This is a genomic window from Rubrobacter taiwanensis, assembly GCF_004337705.1.
GTDB classification, from domain to species: Bacteria; Actinomycetota; Rubrobacteria; order Rubrobacterales; family Rubrobacteraceae; genus Rubrobacter_C; species Rubrobacter_C taiwanensis.
The window spans coordinates 62,995-81,730 of sequence record NZ_SKBU01000013.1 but is presented as its reverse complement, the minus strand read 5'-3'; the positions used below and the strand labels follow the sequence as shown (position 1 = coordinate 81,730).

General features: G+C 67.7%; 23 protein-coding genes and 1 tRNA gene. 6 read left to right on the top strand and 18 right to left on the bottom strand.

Annotated features, from left to right (window positions below):
• Window positions 1–83 precede the first annotated feature (83 nt).
• Entirely contained in the window at window positions 84–410 is a 327-nt protein-coding gene (locus tag E0L93_RS06850; protein WP_132690291.1) for a hypothetical protein, read from the bottom strand.
• An 81-nt stretch (window positions 411–491) separates the two neighbouring features.
• Between E0L93_RS06850 and E0L93_RS06845 the strand changes: the two genes are divergently transcribed.
• Window positions 492–1,178 (top strand): response regulator transcription factor, encoded by a 687-nt coding sequence (locus E0L93_RS06845; protein WP_132690289.1) that lies wholly within the window; start codon window positions 492–494, stop codon window positions 1,176–1,178.
• 235 nt (window positions 1,179–1,413) lie between these two features.
• Here E0L93_RS06845 and E0L93_RS06840 read toward each other — a convergent pair whose 3' ends face one another.
• From E0L93_RS06840 to E0L93_RS06820, 5 genes are all read right to left on the bottom strand, one after another.
• The gene (locus E0L93_RS06840; protein WP_132690287.1) at window positions 1,414–3,393 is read right to left on the bottom strand and encodes an aconitate hydratase; all 1,980 of its coding nucleotides are present in this window, start codon (window positions 3,391–3,393) and stop codon (window positions 1,414–1,416) included.
• A 10-nt stretch (window positions 3,394–3,403) separates the two neighbouring features.
• Window positions 3,404–3,949 carry a hypothetical protein gene (locus tag E0L93_RS06835; protein WP_132690285.1) on the bottom strand — a complete coding sequence of 182 codons (546 nt, stop codon included), beginning with the start codon at window positions 3,947–3,949 and terminating at the stop codon, window positions 3,404–3,406.
• A gap of 59 nt (window positions 3,950–4,008) precedes the next feature.
• Complete coding sequence (locus tag E0L93_RS06830) at window positions 4,009–5,253, bottom strand: MFS transporter (protein WP_132690283.1); 1,245 nt, start codon at window positions 5,251–5,253, stop codon at window positions 4,009–4,011.
• Between the two features lie 24 nt (window positions 5,254–5,277).
• Entirely contained in the window at window positions 5,278–5,625 is a 348-nt protein-coding gene (locus E0L93_RS06825; RefSeq protein WP_165874213.1) for a hypothetical protein, read from the bottom strand.
• Window positions 5,626–5,726: 101 nt separating this feature from the next.
• A complete protein-coding gene (locus E0L93_RS06820; protein ID WP_132690279.1) occupies window positions 5,727–6,326 on the bottom strand; it encodes a TetR/AcrR family transcriptional regulator in 600 nt (199 codons plus the stop codon).
• A 77-nt stretch (window positions 6,327–6,403) separates the two neighbouring features.
• Here E0L93_RS06820 and E0L93_RS06815 point away from each other — a divergent pair, with 77 nt between their 5' ends.
• The 3 genes from E0L93_RS06815 to E0L93_RS06805 all read left to right on the top strand — a co-directional run bounded on the left by E0L93_RS06815 (window position 6,404) and on the right by E0L93_RS06805 (window position 9,320).
• Window positions 6,404–7,024 (top strand): histidine phosphatase family protein, encoded by a 621-nt coding sequence (locus E0L93_RS06815; protein ID WP_165874212.1) that lies wholly within the window; start codon window positions 6,404–6,406, stop codon window positions 7,022–7,024.
• A 63-nt stretch (window positions 7,025–7,087) separates the two neighbouring features.
• Window positions 7,088–8,794: a methionine--tRNA ligase gene (metG, locus tag E0L93_RS06810; RefSeq protein WP_132690275.1), complete on the top strand. Its 1,707-nt coding sequence runs from the start codon at window positions 7,088–7,090 to the stop codon at window positions 8,792–8,794.
• A 7-nt stretch (window positions 8,795–8,801) separates the two neighbouring features.
• Window positions 8,802–9,320, top strand: coding sequence for a cupin domain-containing protein (locus tag E0L93_RS06805; protein ID WP_132690273.1), 519 nt, complete (start codon window positions 8,802–8,804; stop codon window positions 9,318–9,320).
• 74 nt (window positions 9,321–9,394) lie between these two features.
• On the opposite strand, the gene thyX is transcribed toward E0L93_RS06805, so the two are convergent.
• From thyX to E0L93_RS06765, 8 genes are all read right to left on the bottom strand, one after another.
• Window positions 9,395–10,318 (bottom strand): FAD-dependent thymidylate synthase, encoded by a 924-nt coding sequence (thyX, locus tag E0L93_RS06800; protein WP_243638139.1) that lies wholly within the window; start codon window positions 10,316–10,318, stop codon window positions 9,395–9,397.
• 104 nt (window positions 10,319–10,422) lie between these two features.
• The gene (locus tag E0L93_RS06795) at window positions 10,423–11,268 is read right to left on the bottom strand and encodes a sigma-70 family RNA polymerase sigma factor (RefSeq protein WP_132690271.1); all 846 of its coding nucleotides are present in this window, start codon (window positions 11,266–11,268) and stop codon (window positions 10,423–10,425) included.
• 15 nt (window positions 11,269–11,283) lie between these two features.
• Window positions 11,284–11,526 carry a hypothetical protein gene (locus E0L93_RS06790; RefSeq protein WP_132690269.1) on the bottom strand — a complete coding sequence of 81 codons (243 nt, stop codon included), beginning with the start codon at window positions 11,524–11,526 and terminating at the stop codon, window positions 11,284–11,286.
• Entirely contained in the window at window positions 11,523–11,723 is a 201-nt protein-coding gene (locus E0L93_RS06785) for a hypothetical protein (RefSeq protein WP_132690267.1), read from the bottom strand. Before E0L93_RS06785 ends, E0L93_RS06790 begins: the two co-directional genes overlap by 4 nt.
• Window positions 11,720–12,268, bottom strand: a complete 549-nt coding sequence (locus tag E0L93_RS06780; protein WP_132690265.1) for a hypothetical protein — start codon at window positions 12,266–12,268, stop codon at window positions 11,720–11,722. Before E0L93_RS06780 ends, E0L93_RS06785 begins: the two co-directional genes overlap by 4 nt.
• A 91-nt stretch (window positions 12,269–12,359) precedes the next feature.
• Window positions 12,360–12,923, bottom strand: a complete 564-nt coding sequence (locus tag E0L93_RS06775) for an STAS-like domain-containing protein (protein WP_132690263.1) — start codon at window positions 12,921–12,923, stop codon at window positions 12,360–12,362.
• A 102-nt stretch (window positions 12,924–13,025) separates the two neighbouring features.
• Complete coding sequence (locus tag E0L93_RS06770; protein ID WP_132690261.1) at window positions 13,026–13,991, bottom strand: ATP-binding protein; 966 nt, start codon at window positions 13,989–13,991, stop codon at window positions 13,026–13,028.
• A 10-nt stretch (window positions 13,992–14,001) separates the two neighbouring features.
• Complete coding sequence (locus tag E0L93_RS06765; RefSeq protein ID WP_279387456.1) at window positions 14,002–14,502, bottom strand: GNAT family N-acetyltransferase; 501 nt, start codon at window positions 14,500–14,502, stop codon at window positions 14,002–14,004.
• A gap of 151 nt (window positions 14,503–14,653) precedes the next feature.
• On the opposite strand from E0L93_RS06765, the gene E0L93_RS06760 reads away from it, so the two are divergent.
• The gene (locus tag E0L93_RS06760) at window positions 14,654–15,976 is read left to right on the top strand and encodes an HD domain-containing protein (RefSeq protein WP_132690257.1); all 1,323 of its coding nucleotides are present in this window, start codon (window positions 14,654–14,656) and stop codon (window positions 15,974–15,976) included.
• A 219-nt stretch (window positions 15,977–16,195) separates the two neighbouring features.
• Window positions 16,196–16,268 (top strand) — tRNA-Lys (locus E0L93_RS06755).
• A 99-nt stretch (window positions 16,269–16,367) separates the two neighbouring features.
• On the opposite strand, the gene E0L93_RS06750 is transcribed toward E0L93_RS06755, so the two are convergent.
• From E0L93_RS06750 to E0L93_RS06735, 4 genes are all read right to left on the bottom strand, one after another.
• Entirely contained in the window at window positions 16,368–16,742 is a 375-nt protein-coding gene (locus E0L93_RS06750; protein WP_165874210.1) for an iron chaperone, read from the bottom strand.
• 121 nt (window positions 16,743–16,863) lie between these two features.
• The gene (locus E0L93_RS06745; RefSeq protein ID WP_132690253.1) at window positions 16,864–17,316 is read right to left on the bottom strand and encodes a pyridoxamine 5'-phosphate oxidase family protein; all 453 of its coding nucleotides are present in this window, start codon (window positions 17,314–17,316) and stop codon (window positions 16,864–16,866) included.
• A 20-nt stretch (window positions 17,317–17,336) separates the two neighbouring features.
• A complete protein-coding gene (locus E0L93_RS06740; protein ID WP_132690251.1) occupies window positions 17,337–17,747 on the bottom strand; it encodes a VOC family protein in 411 nt (136 codons plus the stop codon).
• Window positions 17,748–17,799: 52 nt separating this feature from the next.
• Window positions 17,800–18,270 (bottom strand): helix-turn-helix transcriptional regulator, encoded by a 471-nt coding sequence (locus E0L93_RS06735; RefSeq protein WP_243638138.1) that lies wholly within the window; start codon window positions 18,268–18,270, stop codon window positions 17,800–17,802.
• Window positions 18,271–18,736 lie beyond the last annotated feature (466 nt).

The following is an 18,736-nucleotide window of genomic DNA, read 5'->3' as shown; positions in this document are numbered from 1 at the left end:
CCTGCATCTGGCCTCGGGGCACCCGGGCCAACGCCTCTGGCACGTGCTCTCCTCAGCAGACCCGGAACTCGCTCATGAATAATTCAGGCTAGAAGGTCTATGCGCTCATGCAGGAGCGCGTAAGAGTCTTCGAAGTCCGCGACGTACCGGTCCGACGCCCCGTTGATGAGCAGATCGCGGTGGTCGTGCTCTAGCTCGATGATCGCGGCCCGCAGCTCGTTGGCGCGGTTCTCCAGCTCGACATCGTACTGCAGCTCGTCGTCGGCGAACCGCTCGACCCGCTGGTTGAAGACCAACCCCACCAGCCCGGCGACGACTATGGCCGCCAGCAATACGCCGACCGCGAGCATGGCCAGCCCCCGGGGTTCGGAGCGCAACGCCCTGAGCGGCTTCGCCAGCATGCTGCCCACAGATGTACCGCCTCCTTAGCCCGCCCATGTATTATACTTTCAAGCGGATGCGTTTGAGTCCATGATTGGGGAATCCGGGCCGTGCGGATTCTGATCGTCGAGGACGAACCGGCCATAGTCGAAGCCCTGAAGAGCGGCCTGACCGCCCACGGTTACCGGTGCATCAGCGTGGACAACGGCGAGGACGCCGTGCTGCGGGCGACCACTGAAGAGGTGGACCTCGTGCTGCTGGACCTCATGCTGCCGGGCATAGACGGCCGGACCGTCCTGAACCGGATCCGGGTCAGGCGCCCCGACCTTCCGGTGCTGGTGCTGACCGCCCGGGACGACCTCGCGAGCAAGGTCAGCGTGCTGGACTCCGGTGCCGACGACTACCTGACCAAGCCGTTCGCCTTCGAGGAGCTGCTGGCCCGCATCCGGGCGCTGCTGCGCCGCCCGGACCAGCCTCAGGCGAACCTGATCGAGGCCGGCGAGCTGCGGATGGATCTCCTCTCGCACCGCGTCTGGCGGGGAGGAGAGCAGATCGAGCTCTCCTCCCGCGAGTTCGACCTGCTGGAATATTTCATGCGCCACCCGCGGCAGCTGCTCTCCCGGCAACAGATCCTCTCGTCGATCTGGAACTACTCCTTCGACCCCGGCACCAACGTGGTAGACGTGTACGTCGGATACCTGAGGAAGAAGATAGACCGGCCGGGCGCTCCGACCCTCATAACAACCGTCCGCGGAGCCGGCTACCGGTTCGACCCGCCGGCCGGCGACTCCGGTTAGCCCGGCCTCCCGCCGATCTCTCACCGATTTCTCATGCCGCTCTAACCGGAGTCTCATCTTCTTGCCCCATAATGAGAGCATGATAGTTGGCGGCGAGCAGATGGCTGAAACCGGGGCCAGACCGGCCTAAGAAAGCCCTCCGGTCAGGTAGCGCCGGCGCTTTTAGGGTGCCGGATGAGGGGGCGGCACGTCCGGCGCTACCTTTTCACCGCCGCTCCTTACGGGCCGGCAAAAGCTATCTCTCCGCCTGACGCGAAACCCGTTGGGGAGCTTCGGGCTGCTCCTCCCGATCCTTCCGCAGGTGCCGCAGGAGCCCGCCGTCCAGCAGCAGGTTGCGCTCCCTGCGGGAGAGCTCGGCGAGGAGCGGGATCTCCTCACCACCGGAGCGGAGCGGGACCTCGCGGTCCCCGTTCTCCAGACGCTCCCGGATGCCCTCCAGCCTCCAGGTCTGCCCCTGCTCCAGCCGCTCGTAGTCCCCGGGGTCCTTGAAGCGCAGCGGCAGGATGCCCTGGGAGATCAGGTTCCTGCGGTGGATGCGGGCGAAGCTCTTGGCGATCACCACCCGGATGCCCAGGTGCAGCGGGGCCAGAGCCGCGTGCTCCCGGCTGGAGCCCTGGCCATAGTTCTCGCCGCCGACAATAATCCCTGGGGCCATCGCCTTAGCCTTCTTGTGGTATTCGGGGTCGAAGCGCCGGAAGGTGTACTTCGCGATCTCCGGCACGTTGGAGCGGAAGGCCATCACCTCCACCCCGTCGGGAGCCAGGTCGCCGGTGGAGATGTTGTCCGGGACCTTGATGGTAACCGTGCACTCCAGCGAATCCGGCAGCTCCGGAGCCTCCGGCGGCTCCTTGATGTTCGGCCCGCGCGGGATCTCGATCCCGGCCGCCTCCTCCGGCGGGGCGGGAGCGAGGATCTGGCGGTCGTCCACGGCCGGGTTGGCCGGAGCCTCCGGCAGCTCGGGGTAGTCGCCGAGCTCGCGCGGGTCGGTGATCACGCCACGCAGCGCCGTGGCCGCCGCCGTGGTGGGGCTGCACAGATAGACCCGGTCGGTCATGGTCCCGCTCCGGCCCGGGAAGTTGCGGTTGAACGTCCTCACGCTCACCGACTCGGACGGCGGCGCCTGCCCCATCCCCACGCACGGCCCGCAGGCGGGCTCCAGCATCCGTGCCCCGGCCATGACGAGGTCCGAGTAGACGCCCGTGCGGGCGATGGAGTCCAGGATCTGGCGGCTGCCCGGCGTGACCGTGAGCACCAGCCCCGGGTAGACGGTCCGGTCCTTGAGCACCGCGGCCACGATGGCCAGGTCGTCGAAGCCCGAGTTGACCGAACTCCCCACGCAGACCTGGGCGGCCTCCGTGCCCGCCACCTCCCTCACCGGCACCACGTTGCCGGGAGAGTGCGGCTTGGCGATGAGGGGCTCCAGCTCCCCGAGGTCTATGTGCTCGTACTCGTCGTACTCCGCGCCCTCATCGGCCTTCAGCTCTACCCAGTCCTCCTCCCGCTGCTGCGCGGCCAGCCACTCGCGGGTGCGCTCGTCGGAGGGGAAGATGCCGGTGGTCGCGCCGAGCTCGGCGATCATGTTGCAGATCGTGGTGCGCCCCGTCACGTCGATGTTCCGCACCCCAGGGCCGTAGAACTCGAAGATTCTCCCCAGCCCGCCGCTAACGTCCCGGCGCCGCAGGAGCTCCAGGATGACGTCCTTGGGCGTGACCCAGGGCTTGAAATCCCCGGTCAGCTCGACGCCGACGACCTTCGGCACCTCTATCTCGAACGGCAGCCCGGCCATGACGGTCGCCACGTCCAGCCCCCCGGCCCCGATAGCGATGGAGCCCAGAGCGCCGGAGGAGGTGGTGTGCGAGTCGGCTCCGATCAGGGTCGCCCCCGGTCTGGCGAACCGCTCGACGTGCAGGTAGTGGCAGATGCCGTTGCCGGGCCGGGAGTAGTGGATGCCGTACTTGGCGGCGAACGCCTGCAGGAAGCGGTGGTCGTCGGGGTTTTTGTGGTCGAGCTGGATGATGTTGTGGTCCACGTACTGGATGGCGAACGGTACCTCGACCCGGTCTATCCCCATCTTCTCGAACTGCAGGCAGGCCATCGTTCCGGTGGCGTCCTGCAGCAGAGCCTGGTCTATGCGCAGCCCCACCTCCTCACCGGGCTCGTAGGAGCCGCTGACCATGTGCTCCTTGAAGATCTTGGTCACGAGATTCTCGCTCATGATGCCCTCCTCACTCCTCCCGTGCCAGACGCTCGTAGACCGACCGGTACCGGCGGATGGCCCGCCGCAGGTCCTCGGTGTCTTCATCAGAGCGGCCCACCTGCGACCGGATGCGCTGAGCCTCCCGGTAGTCTTCGGCTATCTCCGGGTAGGCGGCCCCGACGCCGCGGGCTGTCTCCTCCCGGTCCCGGTGCATCTCGCGGGGGAAGTTGCGCTCCTCCATGAGGTCCGAAACCAGCCGGTCGGCCATCTCCAGTGCTCCCACCGGATTGTCCACGAAGGTGCGCTCGACCTGCTCCCACTGCTCCGCGTAGCGCCGCCGGCTCTCCTCCGGCAGGGGCCGGATCTCGCCCCGCACCCGTTCCCGGCGCTCCCGCAGCTCCTGCTCCGCCTCGCGCCCGGAGCCCCGCTCCCGCGCGGCGCGCTCGTACTCGGGCCCGAACTCTTCCCGCGCCCGCTCCCGGTCAGCCCGCCGCCGGGAGACGAAGAAGAGCGCCAGCAGGATCACCGCCACGGCTACGACCACGCCTATTATGATCAACGTCGTAGTATCCACTCTCGCTCCTTTCCTGGCTTCGGGATATTTCTTCCCCGAAGCGGGCGTTTCGCAACCCTCTACGCCCGTACCGGAGCGAAACGCGGCGCGCGCCGCTCGGATATCGGCCAGTGCAGGAGCGCGGCGACCACCGCCAGCAGCACGCTGGCCCACCACACGGGCGCGAACCCGCCGGTCCGCTCGAAGGCCACGCCGCCGAACCACACTCCCAGGAACGCCCCGACCTGGTGGGAGAAGAACACGAACCCGAAGAGGGTCCCCAGGTAGCGGGTGCCGAACATGACGGCCACGAGCCCGGAGGTCAGCGGCACCGTGGAGAGCCACAGCACCCCCATCGCAGCGGCGAAGAGGAGCACGAGCGCCGGGCTGGGCGGCAGCGCGACGAACAGCGCTATAACCACCCCACGGGCCAGGTAGATGGCGGAGAGGAGCCGGCGCTTGCTCCACCGCCCGCCGAGGACCCCGGCAGCGTACGAACCGGCGACGTTGGCCAGCCCGATAACGGCCAGGGCCCCCGCCGCGAGCCCGGCCGTATCGTGCAGGCCGTGCGCGTGCGACTGGGCGGCCGCCGCCGAGAGGTGGGCGGGCAGGTGCGTCGTGATGAACGCCAGGTGGAAGCCGCAGACGAAGAACCCGGCCACCAGCAGCAGGTAGCTGCCGTGCCCGAACGCCGCTGCCAGGCTCTCCCGCGCCGGGAGCCCGGGCTCGCCGGCCTCCGGCTCCCGCGCTCCCGGGTCCTTCAGGGCGCGCGCCAGCAGCGGCACGAAGGCAACCGTCCCGGCGAGCAGCAGGAGCGCGGTCTGCCAGCCGTAGAAAGTGATGAACGCCTGCCCCAGAGGAGCGAACACGAACTGGCCGAAGGAGCCCGCAGCGGTCGCCAGCCCCATCGCCCACGAGCGGCGCTCCTCACTCACCAGCCTCCCCAACGCCGCGATGACGATGGTGAACGAGCCGCCGGAGAGTCCCAGCCCCACCAGCACCCCGGCGCTGAGGTGGAACGCCAGCGGCGACTCGCTCCAGGCCATGAACGCCACACCCAGGGCGTAGAGGACGCCACCGGCGGCCAGCACCCGGGCCGAGCCGTAGCGGTCGGCCACCGCCCCGGCGAGCGGCTGGCCCACGCCCCACACCAGGTTCTGGATGGCGAGGGCCAAAGCGAAGACCTCCATCCCCCAGCCGCGCCCCCCGGAGACCGGGGTGGCGAACAGCCCGAAGCTCGTCCTCAACCCGAAGGTCACCAGCGCTATGAGGCAGCCGCTGGCGATCACCACCAGCATCCACCGCCCGCTCCAGGGCTTCTGCATCCCCCGCTCCCTTCCGTTCTGCCCTTACTCTACGCCGCAGGCGTCGCGGCCCGGACGCTCCAGCACCGGCTCCGCCCGGCTGAGCAGCCCGTGCCGGACGCGGAGCGCCAGGCTCACCCGCTCGGCCCGCCACCGCCCCGCCAGCAGGACCTCACCCTCGCCCTCGCGCCGCACCCGGCGGGCGAGCGCGACCGCCGGCCCCAAAGATAGCCCCGGCACCTCGCGCCAGAGCGCCCACGCCATCGCCGATACGCCGTAGGGCCTCACCGCGGGCAGGTACTCCCCCTCGGGCGTGTCGAGGTCGCGGCCGTTGAGCCTCACCACCAGGCCCTGCCTCGGAACCACGAGCCGCCAGCGATCCGGGCACGCCAAACCCCCTCCGCCGCCAACGGCCCCCTCGCCCCGGACCGCCCCGCGCTCGTTCTTGAACAACTGTTCCAGTATGTGGCCAAAAAATTTTCGGGGGTGGCGTCTCATTCCGGTCTTCCGGGTGGTCGCAGGGCGGCGAGCGTGGTTCGGGCGGCGTCGGCGAGTTCGGAGCGTTCCCAGCCGGCTCTCGCCAGCACCCGCAGGCCCTGGAGGGCGTTGACGAGGAACCGGGAGAGGGCTTCCGGGTCGGCATCGGGCGGGATCTCACCGGCCCGCCGGGCGCGGATCAGGACGCGTTCGAACGCCTGCCGGTTACGCTCCATGAAGCGTCCGGCCCGGCGAGCGACCTCGGGGTCGTGCGGGGCCAGCTCGACGGCGGAGTTGGCGATCATGCACCCCCGCCGCGGCTCGAAGCGGGTGAGGTTCTTGACGGTCCGCGCGAAGAACTCCTCCAGGTTGTCCAGCGCGGAGCCCTCCTGATCCAGGATACCCTCCATCCAGGCCACGCGCTCCGCCTCGAAACGTTCTAGCGCCGCCAGGAAGAGCGTCCGCTTGTCCCCGAAGGTGTCGTACAGGCTGCCCCGCCCGATACCCATAGCGTCCAGCAGCTCCTGCACCGAAGCAGCCTCGTAGCCCCGCTGCCAGAAGACCTCGATAGCCCGCGCCAGCGCCCCGTCGGGATCAAACTCCTTCTTCCTCGCCACAGATAGAGCCTACACCTTCTGGAACGTTCGGTCAAGAAAATGGTGCGAATATAATCCCGGGTATGAGGTGGTGGGTCGTGATCCTTTGTTCCCTCCTGCTGGCCGGGTGCGGGGGGGTGCCCGGAGGGGATACGCCGGGGCCGCCTGCGGAGGCGACGGAGGCTCCCCGCTGGGAATCGCCGGAGGCCACGATGGAGGCTCTGCGGGAGGGGGGGTATGTGATCTACGTCCGCCACGCGAAGACCGACCTCTCGCAGTCCGACGCGGACACGCAGAACCTGGAGGACTGCGAGACTCAGCGCAACCTGACGGAGGAGGGCCGGGAGCAGGCGCGCGAGATCGAAGCCGCCTTCCGGGCCTGGGAGGTGCCGGTGGGCCGGGTTATCTCCAGCCCCTACTGCCGCACGCGGGATACGGCCCGTATAGCATTCGATACGTTCGAGACCGATCCCAGGCTCGCCAATCTCTCGGACGATGCCGGACGCGGGGAGCAGATCGCGTACCTGAGAGACCTGCTCTCGAAGCCGCCGCCGGAGGGCACCAACACCGTGATCGTGGGTCATGAGTCCAACCTGCGCGAGGCGACCGGCGTCTCGTTCGGCGAGGGCGGGGCTGCGGTCTTCGAGCCCCGGGACGGCGGCTTTGGGCACCGGGCGAACCTCCCGGCGGGCAGCTGGAAGAAGCTCGCTCGCCGTTAGGTGGCGTCCTCTCCGATCTTAAGAAGCCGCGAGGAGCGTCATCCGGTGCTATCCTTTAGGACTATGAGCGAGAGATATCTGGTCACAGCAGCCCTCCCGTACTCCAATGGCGCCCTGCACGTCGGGCAGATAGCGGGAGCCTACCTCCCTTCAGACATCTTCGTCCGGTACCTTAGGATGCGCGGCGAAGACGTCCACTACGTCTGCGGCTCCGACGACCACGGCGTCCCCATCACCCTCACCGCCGAGCGCGAAGGCAAGTCCCCGCGGGAGGTGGCCGAGTACTGGAACGCCCACATGAAGAAGACCTTCGGGCGCTTCGGCATCCATTTCGACAACTTCTCCAGAACCTCGACCGAGCTGCACGCCGCCAACACCCAGCTCTTCTACCGCAAGCTGAAGGCCGGAGGCTACATGGTGGAGGCCGCGAGCGACCAGATGTACAGTCCGACCGAGGGCCGCTTCCTGCCGGACCGCTACGTGGAGGGAACCTGCCCCTACTGCGGCTACGAGGAGGCCCGCGGCGACCAGTGCGACAACTGCGGCCGCTGGTACGAAGCCTACCAGCTGATCGATCCCCGCTCCAAGCTCACCGGCGGTCCGGTGGAGGTCCGCCAGACCACCCACATCTACTTCGATCTCACGCAGTTCTCCGACCGGCTCAGGGAGTGGGTGCTGAACCAGGAGCACTGGCGCGTGCAGGTCAGGAACTTCATCCTGGGCATCATAGACAGCGGGCTGGAGAAGCGTCCGATAACGCGCGATCTGCAGTGGGGCGTCCCCGTACCCGAGCCCGGATACGAGGAGAAGCGCTTCTACGTCTGGTTCGACGCCCCGATAGGCTACGTCTCCTCCTCGATGGAGTGGGCCCGGGACCGGGGCGAGCCCGACCTCTGGCGCGAGTACTGGCAGGAGCCGGAGGCGAAGCTGATCCACTTCATCGGCAAGGACAACACCGTCTTCCATGCCACGGTCTGGCCGGCGATGCTCATGGGCGTGCGGGAGGACGGCCAGGAGCCTTACATACTGCCCTACGACATCTCGGCCAACGAGTTCGTAAACCTGGAGGTCGTGGTGGACGGGGAGCGGAAGGCGATGCAGATGTCTACCAGCCGCAACCTGGCCGTGTGGCTGCACGAGGCGCTGGACAGCTTCCCGGCCGACTCCTTGCGGTTCTACATAGCCGCCATCCTGCCTGAGACGGGGGACGTGGTCTTCTCCTGGCGGGAGCTGCAGCAGCGCGTAAACTCCGACCTGATCGGCAACCTCGGCAACTACATCAACCGGGTGCTCTCGTTCACAAGCAAGTACTTCGGCGGCGAGCTGCCGAAGCCGGAGGAGCTGACTGCCGGCGCGAAAGAGGTCCTGGCAGACTTCCGGGAGCTGGAGAACAGCTTCGACCGCAAGATGCGCGGCATCCGGCCGCGCGAGGCTCTGGCGGACCTTCTGGCGATGGGCCGCCGGGCCAACCGGTTCTTCGACGCCTCTGCCCCATGGAAGACGCGCAAGGAAGAGCCGGAGAAGGCGAAGGCCTCCCTGTACGTCTGCGCTGTGCTGGCCGGCTCCATCGCATACCACGCCACACCGTACGTGCCGTTCGCCATGGAGGAGTTGCGGAGGTCTTTTATCGGGCCGATGCTTCCGGTGCGCGACATCCGGGAACTGCCGGGAGCCTACCGGGTGGAGAGCCCGAAGCCGCTCTTTAAGAAAGTCGAGGACGAACAGATCGCCGCCGCCGAGGGCCGGCTGGCGGCGGCTGCGAAGAGCTAGAGGCAGCATGTCCCGAAGCCCGGACGTAGAGGCACACCTCTTCGAGGACGACGGGCGGATACCCAACAATCCGCGGCTGCCGCTCCTGCTCTACCGTCGCGCACTCCCGGCGTCCGAAGGCCTGCGGCCGGAATGCGAGAAGCTGTTCCGTGACAACGGCTGGGGCGGCATCTGGGTGAACGGTGTCTTCCCCTACCACCACTACCACAGCACGGCCCATGAGGCGCTGGGGGTCGTGCGCGGCAGCGCGCGCATCACGTTCGGCGGCGAGTCCGGCGTAACCGTGGAGGTGGCGGCGGGGGACGTGGCCGTGATCCCGGCGGGTGTCGGACACTGCAACGCAGGCTCCAGCGGCGACTTCACGGTGGTCGGAGCCTACCCGCGCGGCCAGTCCTGGGATCTGCGCACCGGTGAACCCGGCGAGCGCCCGGAGGTTCTGGAGAATATCCGCCGGGTCCCGCTGCCGGAGACGGACCCTCTCTTCGGGGAGAACGGCCCGCTGGCCGAGCACTGGCGTATGAGTTAATCCCGCCCCTCAGGCGCAGTGAGGGCGCAAAACCGGCCAAGACGGCCGGCTCCATCCCCGGGCGGAGAGGCTCCCTACGCCTTGCGGTGCTGCGTGAAGACGGTGTAGGTCCCGTCCGGCAGCTCTCTCAGCTCGTAGTCGCCGAAGAGGATCGGGTCCGACTCCCGGACACAGAGGAAGAGGCGCACGGCGAGGTTCCGAATCTCGGACTCCGCGTGAGCGTCGGCGCGCATCTCGATCACGTGCCTCAAGGCCCTCGCGTTCGCCGTCCAGACCATCGGCGCCTCGGTCTCGTTGGGCAGCAGCGAGCGCGCGGTCTGCTGCACCTTCTTGCGCGCGTCGGTCCTGTGCTCCGCGCCGAGCAGCGCGCTCCCTTCCTCCTGCCGGTCCAGCAACTTCTCCGCCAGCGCCTCGTACTCGGCCGCGGCGCGGTCGATCCGCTCCTCGAAGAGCCGGTGCAGCTCGGGATCTTCCTGGTACTCGGGACGCTCCACGAAGCGCAGGACGCTCCCGGAGACGTAGCGCTGCGAGATCTGGGAGATCCCCACCCCGGCCCGGTGCCGCACCAGCTCGTGCGTGACGCTGCGGCTGATGCCATAGAGCAGGAAGCTGAAGCCGGCGTGCTCCAGGACCGACCCATGGCCGGCCGCGGTCAGCCGTTCGAAATACCCGGCGGCACCGGCGTTCTTCGTGCGCCGGGGACCGAATGAAGCATAGCAGAGCTGTCCCGCCGTCTTGCAGAGCTGCGAGGAGTCCGGCAGCCGGTCCGGGTCGTCCAGGTATTCGGGGAAGCGCAGCTCAGGGTCGAAGCCCTCCAGGAAGCCCGCAAGCCCGGAGATGTTAGTCCGCGGGCGGGCCAGCATCACCACCCCCGGTGCCCTGAGATACGGTGTCCCGCCCGGTGTGCGGCAGATGCCGGAGTGAATGGCCGGGAATCCATCTACCAGCTCCCCGCCCAGCTCCCTGAACAGCCTCGAGCACCGTTCGGTCGTCTCCATGCGCTCCCTTCCTCCGGAAAAGTCTCCGCTCTCCGGCAGCCATTCTCTCAGAAGATGTCCCCTCAAGGAAGAACCGCCCGGCGTTTCCGGGCGGGGGGTCCTTCCTACACGGCTTCGAGCAGTGCGCCCTGCAACGTGCTGGCGTAACGCCCCGTGCGGATGGTCCGCAGCGCCTTGAGCTCCACCTGCCGCACCCGCTCCTGCGAGAGGCCCAGCTCCTCCGAGATCTCGCGCAGCGTCCGGGGCCTCCCGCCGTCGAGCCCGTGCCGCAGCCGGATCACCTCCGCCTCGCGCTCCGGCAGCGACCCTACGGCCTCCCAGAGGGCGCTCCGCCACAGACCGGCCTCCACGCGAGCGTACTCCTCACCGGAGCTCTCGTCGGGGATGAGGTCACCCATCTCGGTGTCCCGCTCGTCGGAGGAGCCCGTCCTGGCGTGCAGGCTGGCCACCGGCTGCGCGACCCTCCGGAGCCGCCGGACCTCCTCCACCCCGCTCCCGAGCCGGTCGGCGAGCTCCTCCTCTGTGGCCTCCCGTCCCAGCTCTCCGCTGAGCGCCGCCTCCTCCCGGCGCAGCCGGTACAGCGCATCCATCACGTGCACCGGCAGCCGTACGGTGCGGCCCTGATCGGCCACGGCCCGGGTTATGCCCTGCCTTATCCACCAGGTGGCGTAGGTGGAGAAGCGGTGTCCCCTCTCGGGATCGAAGCGCTCCACGGCCCGGATAAGCCCCGCGTTGCCCTCCTGAATGAGATCCTCAAACGCCACGCCGCGCCCCCGGTACTTCTTGGCAACCGAGACCACGAGCCTCAGGTTGCTCTCTATGAGCCTCCTGCGAGCCCTCATATCCCCCCGCCGCACCCTGCGGGAGAGCTCGCGCTCCTCCGCGGCGGTGAGAAGCTTCCCACCGCCGATCCTCTTCAGGTACTGACCCACCGCGTCTCGCTCCTTCACTCTCCCCTCCCTCTTTTACGCCATGCTCTTCTCGAGCGTCTCAAACCGCTCCAGCACGAGCTCGTCCAGACTAGAGGCGACCCGCCAGCGACGGCCGCAACCACACCTCAGCTCCGCTAGCCGCCCGCTCCCACCCCGGATGGCGTCCTTCACGGCCTCCCGGCAGCACGCGGGCAGCGACCAGAGATACACCTCCTCCCCGCCCCCCACAGGAACCATGACGGTGTCGGACCTCAGGTAGCGGAGCCTCTTCCTCACGCCGCCCCCCGCCGCTCCCGACGTCCGGCGAACCCGCAGGGATCCAGCTCCGGCGGCCGTACCGCCTCCCAGACGGCCCCGCACTCCCGGCACGCGAAGCTCTCCTCCTCCCGGGGCGCATACCCTCGGCAACAGCGGGGAAGATCCTCCACATAGCGATCCGCCCCGCCACCCCCGGGTACCCAGAGTCGGCTCATGCCGCCCTCCCGGAGAGGCGGCCGATCCACTCGCTCGCCTCCTCGCGCGTCAGCTCGCTGGTCTTCTTCCCGATCATCTCCTCGAACTTCGCCAGCCCATCCTCCACCACGTCCGCCACGAGCGCCTCCAGATAGTTGAGCTGCTTGCGCGTGGCCGGCAAACCACCCCGGTCCTCCTGTGCCCGGGGCCGCGGAGCCTCCTCAATACCCTCCGAATCCGGCCCCAGCTCCTCCAGCGCCGTGACGCCGACGTTGATCGCATCCCTCAAGGCCCGCGCCTTGGCCCTCGTCTCCGCCATCCGGATGATGTGCGGCGCTATCGTGCGGTTGACGTTCTCGGGACTCGCATCCCCGATGCCCGTGAACCTCCCGTCCTCAGTCCTCACAACCGCCCTCACGATGGCAACCCCGCCGTTCTCCTCGCTCGGAACCTGCAACAGCTCCGTCTCAATACTCCTCAACCCCCGGGAATGAGCCTCGTCCAGAAGCCCGGCGTACAGCACGTACCGCCGGCCCTGACGCTCGATCATGTACTCCTCACGCATCTCCGCTACCTCCTCCGGAACCGTCCGACCCCGGAACTAGACTCTACCCTAACTTCACTGACATCAGTGAGATTGATTGCGAAATAAAACATTAGACGATCTTCTCGTAGACATACTGCCGGCCGCTGGGGGCTGCGGTTTCGACCCGGCGATGGATAAGGCCGAGTCTGGCGAGTTTGGCGGCCCGGTTATTACCGGCGGTATGGTTCAGGTCGAGCCGGGCGGCGAGCTCGGAGTTAGTGATTGAGTGTGCCTGCTGGATGACCTGCAGGGTATTCAGGAGGTGTTCGGGGAGGCTGCCCACGACCTGCGGGCTCTCCCCTACATCGTTGACACGCAGGAGGGCGAGCTTCCGCTGCAGGAGCGAGGCCTCCACGTTCTCTAGGAGATCTCGCTCCCTTTCGACCAGCACTACATACCGGTCCTGGAACTCACCGCCGGCCGCCCGCGAGATCAGGACCCCGAACGTCTCATCCGCGAATGAGTAGTCCATGAACTCCACGCCCCGGGTGTCCACGTAGAGAACCCCGCCCCGCGGCAGGCTCTCCAGCACTCCGGCCAGCTCCTCGCGTACCCGACGCCCTACATTCCGGGTGACCAGCATCCGACCGGCCGATGAAAGATCATAGACCCTGTGCGCCCGCTCCTCAGCCACCGGAACCGGCTCCGACCCTGTTTTCACTGTCTTCAGTGAGATCATATGCCAGTATGGTACCGGAGCCGGGACGGTTTTTCAACGAGAATTTTCCGCCGCCGCTCATCCGGCATTCGCTCCGGCGGTCTTCGCGCTTCGGGCTGGCTTTCTGCGGCCGCCGTCCTGGGGTCGGTCTGCCAGGCGCGGCAGGGAGACGCGGACGAAGGTACCGGGGAAGGGGGGGACGTTACGGGAGCTGGTACGGTCGGCGTAGGTGGTGACGCGTCCGGAGCCGCTGCGCAGGCTAAGGGAGCCGCCGCTGCGGGCTGCGATCTGGGCCACGACGGTGAGGCCGCCCCCGCGCCCGAGCTCGCCGGAGCTGGAGACCCCCATCTTGAGTGAGTGGCGGATGGCTTCGTTGTCGGTGGCGGTATATTCGGCGTGGTCCGGGTTGCGGGAGAGGGTCTGCCGGATGCCTACGCCGCCGTCGGCGATAGCGATAAGGACCTCTTCACCGGGGCCCCGCCGGCCGCTCACGACGTGGTGGTAGGCCTGGACGGCGGCGTAGGCCCCGAAGGGGGAAGAGCTATGCTCGACGGCGTTGGCGCAGATCTCGGAGAGCGTGGCGCAGATGGCGGCGCGCTCTTTTACGAGGTACTGCTGTCTCTGCAGGATCTCGGAGATGCGGTCTATGATCTCCGGTATCTCTTCCTCGGTGTGGAAGTTGACGAGTTCCTGCAGCGTGCCGGGGTTATGCCGGCTCCGCTCCTCCAGCGGGGTGAGGTCTATGTTGGTCTCGAGGCGGTCGCCGAAGGCTTTGAAGAAGTCCATCCGCTCCAGGTAGGCGGGGATGCTGCCCCCGGAGAGGCTGAGCTGGATCCGGTCCGTCTTGAACGAGAGGTGCTCGATCAGGACGGCCAGGCCGGTCAGACCGGCGGGTTCCACGAACTCCACGGACCGGAGGTCCAGGACCACCGGCTCCCCACCGGGCACGTCTGCGGCGGCGAAGACCCCGTCCAGGCTCCCCAGCGTCAGGACGCCGCTCATCGCTCCGCGGTGGCGGACCTCCGGCTTGATCGTGGTGTTCACAACGGACATTCTAGCGCGCCGGCGGGCTCTGATCGTCCCGGCGGCGCTCGTAGAAGAGCTCGGTGTAGCGGCGGGAATCGTAGCCGCTGACGATCGAGCCCTCTCCGGCGAGCTCGAAGCCGCACTTCTCGAACACGCGCTGCATCCGGCGATTGTGCGCCAGCGTCGAGCCCCGCACGGCCTTCAGATCCAGCTCTTCGAAGGCGTAGGAGACCAGAAGCTTCACCGTCTCGGTGCCCAGGTTGCGGCCCCAGAGGGAGCGGGCTCCGATCTTGATCCCGATCTCGCAACTATCGTGCCGGAAGTCGTAGAGGGTCGCCATGCCCACGGCCTCGCCGTCCACCTCGATGATGAAGGTCTTCACGCTCCGGTCGCGCCACCGGCGCAGGTAGTCCCGGCGGGCGGCGCCCAAAGAGAGGTTTATGGGGGAGCGGCCGTTCCAGGCGGCGAGCTCGGGGTCGCGGTCCCAGGAGTAGGCCAGCTCCACGTCCTCCTCCCGCGGCGGGCGCAGGACGACCGAATCTCCTCTGAGCGTCTCAACCTCTCCGGCGTAGATGGCGCTCCTCCCACTCCGGTAGCGGATCGCGATCCATTATAACCGGCGCCTTGCCCTTGGTAAGGACCGTCTCTCGGGTACAATTGTCCGAGGTGGGAGTGATTTCTTGAGCGGCGCAGAAGAACTTTTCCACAACCCCGGGGAGAGCATCCGGGACGGGGTCTGGGGCGACATCCCGGTCAACCACGCCGTGCGGTCCCTCCTAGACACGCCCTCCTTCCAGCGCCTCCGAGGCATCCAGCAGCTCGGCTTCACCTCCTACACCTTCCCCGGCGCGCACCACACCCGCTTCGAGCACTCGGTCGGGGTGTACCACCTGACGCGGCTGGCGATCAAGCGCCTGCTGGACAGCGGGGCGTACCTGCGGGAGGAGGAGGTCCGCGGAGCGCTCGCGGCCGCCCTGCTCCACGATATCGGGCACTACCCCTTCTCCCACGCTATCGAGGAGCTGGCCCTGCCGCACATTATCCCGCACGAGGAGCTCGGCCAGCGGGTGATCGAGAAGTCCGAAGTGGGAGAGGTGCTGCAAAAGGAGTGGGGGCTGGCCCCCGGCCGGGTCTCCCGGCTCGTGGCGCGCACCCCCCCGGAGGACCTCACGCCCACCGAGCAGCTCGCGCGGGACCTGCTCTCCGGCTCACTGGACGTGGACAAGCTGGACTACCTGGTACGCGACGCCCGCTACGCCGGCGTACCCTACGGCATGATAGACGTGGAGCGCCTGATCCAATCCCTCAGAGTCGTCGGCATCGGCAACGAGGCCGTGCTGGCGATCGACGAGAGCGGTATCGGAGCCCTGCAGTCCCTGGTCTTCGCCCGCTACCTGATGTTCTATAACGTCTACTGGCACCACACGACCCGCACCCTCACCGTGATGTTCCTGCGCGCCGTCCAAGACGCGCTGGCGCAGGAGAAGGTGAGCCCCGAAGACCTCTCCCTGCAGGACGACGCCGGGATCCTGGAGCTCCTGCTGCGCTCCTCCGAGCCCGGCGACTCCACGAACACCCTGATCCGACGCATCAAGGGCCGCCAGCTCTACCGCCGCGCCGTGGAGCTGGACGACCGCCACCCGAGCTTCCACCGGCTCACCCCCCTCAAAGAAGACGCCACCTGGCGCCGGCGGGTGGAGGAAGCCTGGGCACGCTACCTTACCCGCTACCACAAAGAATCTGCCGGCCCCTCCGACATCCTCATAGACCTGCCGGAGAACAAACGGTTCACGGTCGAGATGCGCGTCATCCGCCGTCACCCCCTCCCCGGCGAACGCAACCCAGTCACCTGGGCCGAAGTCTCCGGCCTGAACACCGACGATATGGCCCGCTACCATGCCCGTATCCGGCGCGTGCGCGTGGTCGCCTCCAACGAAGCACTCGCCCGCTCCGTGCGGCACCACGCCGAAGAGCTCTTCACCATCGCTGAGGAAATAGCCTGACAGGGCAGCGAAAAGGGCCGGTTTTCACAAACCCCAGAAGAGGAGCGGGGCTTCCGGCCCTTAGCGGACCTCCTGATGAGACCCGCTGGAATGTTATGAAGATTATAAACCCGATCGCCACCCCGCGCAACCCCTTCCACACACGCCGCCTCTCTGCCAAGAGAAGCCCCTTCCGCCTCTTGGCAGAGGCCGCAGGACTGCTATAATCTCCGGTTGCGAGGGCCGCTAGCTCAATTGGCAGAGCAAGAGACTCTTAATCTCTAGGTTCCAGGTTCGAGTCCTGGGCGGCTCACTTACAAAATCCCTGCAAATAGCAGGGAAACGAAAAGCCCCGGCCTGGCACCGGGGCTTTTAGTACACCGCCCTGAGCTGCTTTGTGCGCCCGCGGCCCTCAGGAGGCCGCTCTCTTCACGAGCTCGGCTATTCTCTCCTCGACCTCGGCGTTCAACTCCTGCAAGGCGAAGGCGACCGGCCACATGGCGCCTTCGTCGAGGCTGGCCTTGTCGCTGAAGCCCAGCGTCGCGTACCTGGTCTTGAATTTTTGTGCGCTCTGGAAGAAGCAGACTACCTTGCCGTCCTTGGCGTAGGCCGGCATTCCGTACCAGGTTCTGGGCGAGAGTGATGGCGCGCTGGCTTTGATGATCGCATGGATCCGCTCGGCCATGGTGCGGTCCGGTTCCGGCATCCCGGCGATCTTCGCGAGCACCTGGCTCTCTCCGTCCGCTTTCTGCGCTTCCGCTTTCTGCTCTTTGGCGCGCTCTCTCATCGCGGCCCGTTCTTCTGCCGTGAACCCTTCTCTGGAGCCCCTTTTAGCACCCAATCGTCTCCTCCTTTGCTAGATCTTCTCGCTCCCCCGTTGCACAGAGGACCGTTTTCCCGTCCTTGCCTCAGACCAGCCAGCGGCCGTCGCGCATCAGCGTGCGGCCGGGAAGCTCGTTCTCCTCGCGCCAGGCCTGGATGCGGCACGGGAAGATGAGAAACCAGCGGTAGGGCGTGCCCGGCACGCGCGGGTCGAAGCCGGTTCGCGCGGCGAACCGGTCGCCGCGTTCTTGAGGCAGCTCGCCGATCTCGAGGACCTCGACCTCGCCGTCGATCATCGTCACGTCACGAGTGTGGCCGACCCCGAGCCGCACCGTCCCGCTGGCGGCCAGGTTTCTCCCGGTAGGGCTGTCCGAGGGCGTGGATATAAGCAGCGTCTTGCCGTCCCACTCGAAGGACAACGGCACCAGGTAGGGGGTGCCGTCCGCCGCGGCGGTGGCCACCCAGACGTCGATGTCGTGGGCGAGCCTGTACTCGGTGTCGCGGCGGCGCTGGGCGCGGGAGCGGGGTTCGGATCCCATGGTTCTGGCCTCCGGGAGGCTCAGCGCCTCTCCTGGATGCGGACCAGGTTGCCCGCGGGATCCCTTACTGCGCAGTCGCGGACGCCGTAGGGCTGCTCGGCCGGTTCCTGGACGATCTCCGCTCCGCTGGCCTCCAGCCGCGCAAAGGTGCCCTCGAGGTCGGAGGTGGCCAGCAGGATCCAGCCGTAGGTCCCCTTGGCCATCATCTGGCGGATGGTGCGGCGCTCCTCGTCGGTGATGCCGGGATCGGCGGCCGGGGGCGCCAGAAGTATGGAGGTGTCCGGCTGCCCGGCGGGCCCTACCGTGATCCAGCGCATCCCGCCGCTCCCGACGTCGGCGCGGACCTCGAAGCCCAGGGTGTCCCGGTAGAAGGCCAGAGAGGCCTCCGGGTCTTCGTGCGGGAGGAAGCTCGCGTGTATGGTGAGGTCCATGAGAGTAAGTCATCCTTTCTGTTCCTGCGCTGGTCTACTCATGGAGCGGATTCTATCTGCGGCCGGTGGCAAACCCTTCTCGATTCCTGATCGGTCTCGCCACCCGTTTCTCTAAGCACGGAGGTATCCCCGAGCCCGCCCGGTCAGCCTGGCGCCGGTAGACGCTGGGCGGCACGCCGACCAGCTCGGTAAAGCGGGTGCTGAAGGTGCCCAGCGAGGAGAAGCCGACCGCGAAGCAGACCTCGGTGACGCTGAGGTCGCTGTGGCGCAGCAGCGCCATGGCGCGCTCGATGCGGCGGGTCATCAGGTAGCTGTAGGGTGGCTCTCCGTAGGCGAGCTTGAACTGACGGCTGAGGTGCCCGGCCGACATGTGAACGCCTCGGGCCAAAGCTTCTACGTCCAGCGGACGGGCGTACTCCCGGTCGATCCGGTCGCGGACCCGGCGCAGCAACACAAGATCCTCGAGCCTCACCCGGCCCCCTTCCCGGCACCCGCCGTGGGCGGCCAGGGCTGCAGAGCGCAAAGGGCGCGCTCCGAGGACCATGGCGGGCCGGACTCCGCCCCGACCGAAGGACCAAGACACCCGGCCGGGACCCAAGGTAGCCCAGAAAGCAGCCTCCACACCATTCCTGGATGATACACGGGCACTCGCCAACCGACATCCTGCGGGGCCGCACCCCAGCCTTCCTCGCCCGCCACCAGCCGCAGAGCGGAGCGTAGTGGAAGGGCGTGTCGACGTGGGTTGAGGCGTGTGTCGAGGACTCCACGATCTCCCCGGCGAACCCCAGGCCCATGGGCAGTACGCTCTGCGGTATCCCGAACATCTGCCCCCAGAGCTCGGCCCCCTCCCGGTGGGTAATGCGGCGCAGGCGTGGCGGGGATGGCTCGCTCTCCGTAGGCCCCAGGGGCCTGCTCAGATCCACCAGGCGGATACGCCTGCCGAAAAGCCACCTCCTCGTGCCGGCCATCCAAGATCCTCACCGCCTCCT

Excerpts from the sequence above, each read along its gene's own strand:
- E0L93_RS06840 (WP_132690287.1), bottom strand. The coding sequence starts at position 3,393 with ATGAGCGAGAATCTCGTGACCAAGATCTTCAAGGAGCACATGGTCAGC.
- E0L93_RS06830 (WP_132690283.1), bottom strand. The coding sequence starts at position 5,253 with ATGCAGAAGCCCTGGAGCGGGCGGTGGATGCTGGTGGTGATCGCCAGC.
- metG (WP_132690275.1), top strand. The coding sequence starts at position 7,088 with ATGAGCGAGAGATATCTGGTCACAGCAGCCCTCCCGTACTCCAATGGC.
- E0L93_RS06805 (WP_132690273.1), top strand. The coding sequence starts at position 8,802 with ATGTCCCGAAGCCCGGACGTAGAGGCACACCTCTTCGAGGACGACGGG.
- thyX (WP_243638139.1), bottom strand. The coding sequence starts at position 10,318 with ATGGAGACGACCGAACGGTGCTCGAGGCTGTTCAGGGAGCTGGGCGGG.
- E0L93_RS06785 (WP_132690267.1), bottom strand. The coding sequence starts at position 11,723 with ATGAGCCGACTCTGGGTACCCGGGGGTGGCGGGGCGGATCGCTATGTG.
- E0L93_RS06780 (WP_132690265.1), bottom strand. The coding sequence starts at position 12,268 with ATGCGTGAGGAGTACATGATCGAGCGTCAGGGCCGGCGGTACGTGCTG.
- E0L93_RS06750 (WP_165874210.1), bottom strand. The coding sequence starts at position 16,742 with ATGAGAGAGCGCGCCAAAGAGCAGAAAGCGGAAGCGCAGAAAGCGGAC.
- E0L93_RS06745 (WP_132690253.1), bottom strand. The coding sequence starts at position 17,316 with ATGGGATCCGAACCCCGCTCCCGCGCCCAGCGCCGCCGCGACACCGAG.
- E0L93_RS06740 (WP_132690251.1), bottom strand. The coding sequence starts at position 17,747 with ATGGACCTCACCATACACGCGAGCTTCCTCCCGCACGAAGACCCGGAG.